A 6,340-nucleotide genomic window follows, 5' to 3' on the forward strand; every position below is an offset into this window, starting at 1 on the left:
CCACGACCGTTCCCAGCAGGATGTCTCCGACGGTGTTCAGCACGGCGTCCCCCGATGGGGGAGGTGGGGGGTGGACCCGCCGGGGGTCGGTCGGGTTTGCACGGTTGCTCGCTCCTGGTCGTTTCGCACGCCGGGCACGCGGCGGTCGAGGACGGGTCGGCCGGGAGACGGTCGGCCTGGTCGGGGGCCGTGTACCTGACCCGTTTCACGCTAGGCCCGCCCCGACGGGGCACCCCGCGCCACAGGACACGCGGTGCCGGGACCGTGGACACGAAACGGGGAGGGCCCAAGAGCCCTCCCCGTGGTGCCCGCCCGCGCCGTGTGGCGGCGCGGACGTCAGGCGGCGGTGTCCAGCAGCAGCAACCGCTCCAAGATGTCCTGCAGGGTCACCAGACCCACCAGGCGGTCCTCGTCCTCGACCAGGGCCAGGTGGTTGCGGCTCTCGCGCATGATGCCCATGGCCGCGTACATGGGCGTGGCCGGATCCAGGGTCAGGACCGGACGCATCAGGTCCTCTGCGGTGGTGTCGGCCGCGCCGGTCAGGGCCTCGCGTACGTGCACGACCCCTATGGGCTGCCCGTCCTCCATCACGACCAGACGCAGGTGCGTGGTCTCCCGGGACACGCGCTTGATCTCCTCCACACCGGCGTCGGGCCCCACCCAGGCGATGTCCTCGCGCGGGGTGATGTGCTCGCTGATGGGCTGGGAGTTGACCTCCAGGGCGGTGGCCAGCTGGTCACGACGCTCGGAGTCCAGGGCACCGGCCTTGGCCGAGTGCTCGACCAGCTCGCGCACGTCCTCGGGGTTGTGCCCGCTGGCCATCTCGTCCACGGCCTGCACGCCGAAACGGTGCAGCACGGCGTTGGCCATGGCGTTGAGCATGACGATGACCGGGCGGGTCAGCCACATGAACGCCCGCATGGGGACGGCCAACATGGTGGCGGACTTCTCCGGGTGGGAGATCGCCCAGGACTTGGGCGCCATCTCACCCACGATCAGGTGCAGGAACGTCACGATGATCAGGGAGAAGGTGAAGGAGAGCACGTACCCCACCGACCCGGGCAGGGAACCGAAGAGCGGCTCCAGCAGGTGGTGGAAGGCCGGCTTGGAGATGGCGCCCAGGGCCAGGGTGGCCAGGGTGATGCCCAACTGGGAGCCGGCCAACAACAGCGACAGGTCGCGGGCGCTCTTGAGCGCGGCCCGGGCCGAGAAGCTGGTGTGCGCGGCCTCCTCCAACCGGTAGCGGCGCGCCGCCACCAGGGCGAACTCGATCGCCACGAAGAACGCGCTCAACGCGATGAAGACCACGGTCAGCGCCATCGCCAACCACACGTTCATCTCGCTCATGCCCGCACCTCCTGTGCGTCCTCGCCCTGGACCTCGCGCAACCTGACCTCGATGCTGGAGGGCACGTGCCGTTGAACCGCGTTGACGGTCATGGTCAGCGCCATGTCGGGATCGTCGTCGTGGGCGCTGGAGGGGCGTGGCAGCGGCAGGTCGACACGGTCACCGGCCTTGGGCAGTCGGTGCAGTTCGTGGATGACCAGACCGCCCAGGGTCTCGTAGTCGCCATCGGGCAGGTCGTGGCCGATGAGCCGCTCGACCTCGTCGATGTGCAGCCCGCCGGGGACCAGGTAGCCGTTGTCCCCGCCCAGCGGGGCGGGCGACTCCTCTTCGGGCGTGTGCTCGTCGGCGATCTCACCGACGAGCTCCTCGGCCAGGTCCTCGGTGGTGATGACGCCGGCCAACCCGCCGTACTCGTCGACCACGCAGGCGAACTCCTCGTCGGCCTCGCGCAGTTGGTCGAGCACCCCGGGCAGGGGCAGGGACGCCGGGACCATCACGGTGGGCCGGGCGACCTCGCTGACGCGCACGCCGGCCAGGTCGCGGCCGCCCAGGGCGAGCACGTCGCGCAGGCAGATGACACCGACGATGTCGTCCACGCCCTCTCCCAGGACGGGGAAGCGCGAGTGTCCGGAGGACATGTGCTCCACGACCAGGCTGACCGGGTCGTTCTCCTCCACGGTGGTGACCTCGGGGCGGGGGATCATCGCGTGCTCGGCGGTCTGGTCGTGAAAGTCCAGGGTGCGGTCCAACAGGGTGGACACCTCGGCGGGCAGATCCCCGCTCTCCCGGGACTCGGCGATGATGCGTTCCAGGTCGCGCGGGGTCGCCGCGTGCTGGACGTCCTCGACCGGAGTGATGCCGACCGTCTTGAGCAGCAGGTTGGAGGCCTGGTCGAACAGCCAGATGACGGGCCCGAAGACCTTGAGGTAGACCCCGGTGGACAGTGCCAGCCAGCGGGCCACGGGCTCGGGGCGGGCGATGGCCAGGTTCTTGGCGAACAGTTCGCCGAAGACCATCTGCACGACGGTGGAGAAGATCAGGGCCAGGGCGGTACCGATGGCCAGGCCGGTGCCGTTCGGTACGCCGGCTCCACCGAGCAGCTCGCCGACCCCGGTACCGATCATCGGTTCGGCGACGTAACCGACCAGCAGTGTGGTGACCGTGATGCCCAGCTGGGCGCCGGAGAGCATGAACGAGGTGCGGTTGGTGATCGCCAGGGCCCGTTTGGCCCCGTTGTCACCGGCCGAGGCCCGCGCCTTCAGGCGTGAACGGTCCACGGCCATGTAGCCGAATTCCTGGGCGACGAAGTATCCGGTCGCCACGGTGATCAGGAAGACCACCAGTGCACCGAAGGCGATACTGAGGACGGTGCTCATCGGGCACGCACCGCCTGGTTCCGTCTAGGGGCCAAGTTCTTTCGAAGGTGCGCACCCTTCCAAGAAGGGGGCTCGTCGGTATCGGAGTCGCAGCATCCACGGGGGATGCTGCTGGTACTTCGGGACGAATCCACTGTTCCTCTCTCCGCGCCGTAGCGCCTCGGATGATGTGACGGTTGTGGAATGTGGGGTCGAAGAGGAGACGCCCGGGGACGGTGAAAGATTCCCGCCCCGGTTCCGCTTCGACTCAGGAACCGATGGGGGCGTCGGCCTCGTCGCCGAAGCCGACCCACTCCCTGCGACGGGCCTCGGTCAGGGCGATGGCGGTGGCCACGGCCACGTTGAGCGAACCGACCCGACCGATCTGAGGAATGTAGGTGATGGCGTCGGCACCGTTGAGAAGTGCGGGGGAGCACCCGTGGTCCTCGGCGCCCACGGCCAGACACACGTCGGGCTCAAAGGGCGCGGCGTGCAGGGGGACGGCGCCCTTGGCCAGCTCCAGGGCCACGACCTTGTAGCCGTCGGCGCGGGCGGCCTCCAGGGCCTCCGCGGTGGTGGCCAGACGCTCGTGGGGGACCTTGGCCCCGGTACCCAGGGCGGTCTTGCCGACCTTGGGGTCATCGGGATCGGCGCTGTTGCCGGTGAGCCAGAGGCGGTCCACGCCCAGGGTGGCGCAGGTGCGCAGGATCGAACCCAGGTTGAAGGGTTGGGTGACCGACTCGACCATCAGGGACAGGCGTCCTTCGGTGCGCCTGCGCCACTGGCGGTTCAGGCGTTTGACGTCCGTAGGACGCAACTGCGTGCTCAACTGCGGTGTGTTCCTCGTCGATGGGGGCCGGTTGGTCCGGCGCTGGTCGATCAAGCGTACCGTTCCGTGCGCCGACCTGCACGTGTGGGACCGGGCATGGTGCCCGAAAAGGGGATTTTCCCGGGTTCAGACGGTGGGTGCGGGGCCCACGGTCAGGACCCGGAAACCGGCGCGGGAGGTGAGCCGCTCGGTGGGGTGACCTTGGGCCTCCAGCCACTTCTGCAGGGAGTCCGATCCCAGGTGGCGCTGGACGACCAGGTGGGCGACCCCGTCGGGGGTCAGGCGGGACAGCCAGGTGAGCAGCAGGCCGTGCAGGACGTCCTTGCCCACACGGATGGGCGGGTTGGACCAGATGACGTCGAAGGGCCCCAGCAGGTCGCCGGCCTCGGGCGGGGTGTCGGTGCCCTGCCCCTGTTCCAGGGCCAGGCCGCCCTCGGGGGTGACCACGGCGAAGCGCGCGTGGTCCATCCCGTGTTCGGCGGCGTTGCGGCGGGCCAGGGACACCGCGCGGGCGTTGACGTCCACGCCCAGGACACGGGCGTTGGGCGCCCGGTGGGCCAGGGTCAGGGCGATGGGACCGTAGCCGCAGCCCACGTCGAGCAGCCTGCCCTGGGGCGGCGGGGCGGGAACGTTCTCCAACAGGACCCGGGTGCCCAGGTCGACCTTGTCGGGGGAGAAGACGCCGCGGTCGGTGCGCAGACGCAGGTGTACGTCGGGCAGGACCAGGTCGGCCGTGGAGGGCCGGCTGGCGGCGTCGGGATCGGAGTCGAAGTAGTGCTGGGCCACGCCGTGACGTTATCAGGGGCGGGGCGATGGTCCGGCGCCCAAAAACCTCGTCAACGGGCGGGAACGAAAGGGCCAACCCCCGATGGGTCCGCGGATCCGGGCGCGATGATGGGGGCAGGCGAGGTTCGTGGGGGACCCCGCCGGGTCCCGGTCCACCCGGGGCCCGACGCGCACATCGAACACTCACCGCACGTGAGGGGAGATTGCCATGCAGACGACGAAGCGGTGGAACGTCGACGTGGTCGTGGCCGAGGAGAGCGAGGGGGAGACCGCTCGAACCTGGGCGGAGGTGGGGCTGGAGGCCGAGGACGGCACGGCGTTGCGCGGTCACGGCATGGCCCGCAAGCACCCTTCGGACCTGGACATGCCCGAGATCGGCGAGGAGTTGGCGGTCTCCCGCGCCCTGTCGGATCTGTCCCGACAGCTGCGGCAGGTGGCCGCAGAGGACATCAACGACAACACCGGTTCGCCCTGGCGACCCACGTGAGCAGGCCCCGCCGGTCGGCGCGCCGGCGGGGAACGGTGTGAGCAGGCCCTCGGCGTGTGCCGGGGGCCTGCCCCTGTGTCCGCCCCCATGCCCGGATCGGGACCCCTCCGATCCTGGAAGGGCCAGAGGTCCGGAGAGTCCCTGGGCCCAAGGGTCGGTCACATCGTGCACACTCGAAAAGTCGGATCAGTCGACCAAGGAGAGCTTGTTGGCCACCTCTTCGGGACCGCAGGCCGGACCGGCCCGGGTGTTGAGCACCGTCGACGCGGCCGCCATCGGCGTCGCGGCGATGCTCGGTGCCGGGGTTTTCTCGGTCTTCGCACCGGCGGCACTGGGCGCCGGTGCCTGGCTTCCGGTCGCCATCGTCATCGCCGGGGCCGTCGCCTATTGCAACGCCATCTCCTCGGCCCGGTTGGCCGCCCGTCACCCCGAGAACGGCGGCACCTATGTGTACGGGCGCGAACGCCTCGGTGAAATGTGGGGGTACCTGGCCGGCTGGGCGTTCGTGGTCGGCAAGGTCGCCTCCTGCGCGGCGATGGCGTTGACGTTGGCCTCCTACGTGCTGCCCGGGTGGGAGAAACCGCTGGCGGTGGCCGTGGTGGTGGCGTTGGCCGCGCTGAACCTTCGAGGGGTGCGCCGTTCGACGTTGGTGATCAAGATCCTGGTGGTCCTGGTGCTGGCGGTGCTCGCCGCGGTGTTCGTGGCGATGGTGCTCAGCGGACGCCTCGCCGCGGTCGCGGAGGTCGACGGCATGGGTCCTTGGCCCGGGTCCTTCGGCGTTCTGGGCTCGGCCGGGATGATCTTCTTCGCGTTCGCCGGGTACGCGCGCATCACCACGCTCGGCGGGGAGGTACGCGATCCGCGCACCACCATTCCGCGGGCCATCACCCTGGCGCTGGGCGGGGTGTCGTTGCTGTACCTGGCCATCGGCACGGGACTGTTGATCGTGCTGGGGCGCGAGCGGTTGACCACCTCGACCGCGCCGATGGTGGACGCGGTCCAGGTGGCCGGGTTCCCGATGCTGGTGCCGTTCGTGGTGGCCGGCGCGGTGCTGGCGTGCACCGGGGCGCTGCTGTCGTTGTTGTCGGGGGTCTCGCGCACCGTGGCGGCCATGGCCACGGACGGCCACCTGCCCCGCCGGTTGGGGCTGTCCCACACCCGGTTCGGGGTCCCCTACCACGCGGAGATCGCCGTGGCGGCGGTCGTGGTCGTCCTGGTGCTGGTGGCCGATCTGGCGGGGGCGATCGCCTTCTCGGCCTTCGGCGTGCTGGTCTACTACGCCATCGCCAACGCCTCGGCGCTGCGGTTGGGTCCGCACGAGGACCGGCCGCCGCTGATCGCCCCGGTGGGCGGTCTGGCGGGGTGCGTGGTGTTGGCCACCAGCCTGCCGTTGCCGGTGGTGGCCATCGGCATGGCGGTGTTGGGCGCGGGCGCCGGCGTGTGGTGGCTGCTGCACCGGACGCCCTCCTCCTGAAGGGCGCCCGGTGGCCCGCCCGTGAGCGGGCCGACGGGACGAGGCCCGTCGACGTGGGTCAG

At 70.4% G+C, this 6,340-nt stretch carries 5 protein-coding genes and 1 pseudogene; 2 read left to right on the forward strand and 4 right to left on the reverse strand.

Annotated elements, in window-relative coordinates; all coding sequences use genetic code 11:
- Positions 1-336: 336 nt before the first annotated feature.
- From K8V84_RS22895 to K8V84_RS22910, 4 genes are all read right to left on the reverse strand, one after another.
- A complete protein-coding gene (locus tag K8V84_RS22895; protein WP_304078568.1) occupies positions 337-1,347 on the reverse strand; it encodes a hemolysin family protein in 1,011 nt (336 codons plus the stop codon).
- Positions 1,344-2,723 (reverse strand): hemolysin family protein, encoded by a 1,380-nt coding sequence (locus K8V84_RS22900; RefSeq protein ID WP_304078569.1) that lies wholly within the window; start codon positions 2,721-2,723, stop codon positions 1,344-1,346. Before K8V84_RS22900 ends, K8V84_RS22895 begins: the two co-directional genes overlap by 4 nt.
- 247 nt (positions 2,724-2,970) lie before the next feature.
- Positions 2,971-3,531: a TrmH family RNA methyltransferase gene (locus K8V84_RS22905; RefSeq protein ID WP_304078570.1), complete on the reverse strand. Its 561-nt coding sequence runs from the start codon at positions 3,529-3,531 to the stop codon at positions 2,971-2,973.
- A 126-nt stretch (positions 3,532-3,657) separates the two neighbouring features.
- Complete coding sequence (locus K8V84_RS22910) at positions 3,658-4,317, reverse strand: class I SAM-dependent methyltransferase (RefSeq protein ID WP_304078571.1); 660 nt, start codon at positions 4,315-4,317, stop codon at positions 3,658-3,660.
- Positions 4,318-4,467: 150 nt separating this feature from the next.
- Here K8V84_RS22910 and K8V84_RS22915 point away from each other — a divergent pair.
- Positions 4,468-4,804: pseudogene (locus K8V84_RS22915) on the forward strand (DUF1876 domain-containing protein); the annotation flags it as partial.
- Positions 4,805-5,012: 208 nt separating this feature from the next.
- On the forward strand, positions 5,013-6,278 hold the full coding sequence (locus tag K8V84_RS22920; RefSeq protein WP_304078573.1) for an APC family permease: 1,266 nt from the start codon (positions 5,013-5,015) through the stop codon (positions 6,276-6,278).
- The last annotated feature ends 62 nt before the right edge of the window (positions 6,279-6,340 follow it).

It is taken from the genome of Nocardiopsis listeri (genome assembly GCF_020741345.1).
Lineage (GTDB): Bacteria > Actinomycetota > Actinomycetes > Streptosporangiales > Streptosporangiaceae > Nocardiopsis > Nocardiopsis listeri_A.

What these genes read in the sequence shown, in the direction of transcription:
- K8V84_RS22900 (WP_304078569.1), bottom strand. Translation starts at nt 2,723, where the DNA reads ATGAGCACCGTCCTCAGTATCGCCTTCGGTGCACTGGTGGTCTTCCTG.
- K8V84_RS22895 (WP_304078568.1), bottom strand. Translation starts at nt 1,347, where the DNA reads ATGAGCGAGATGAACGTGTGGTTGGCGATGGCGCTGACCGTGGTCTTC.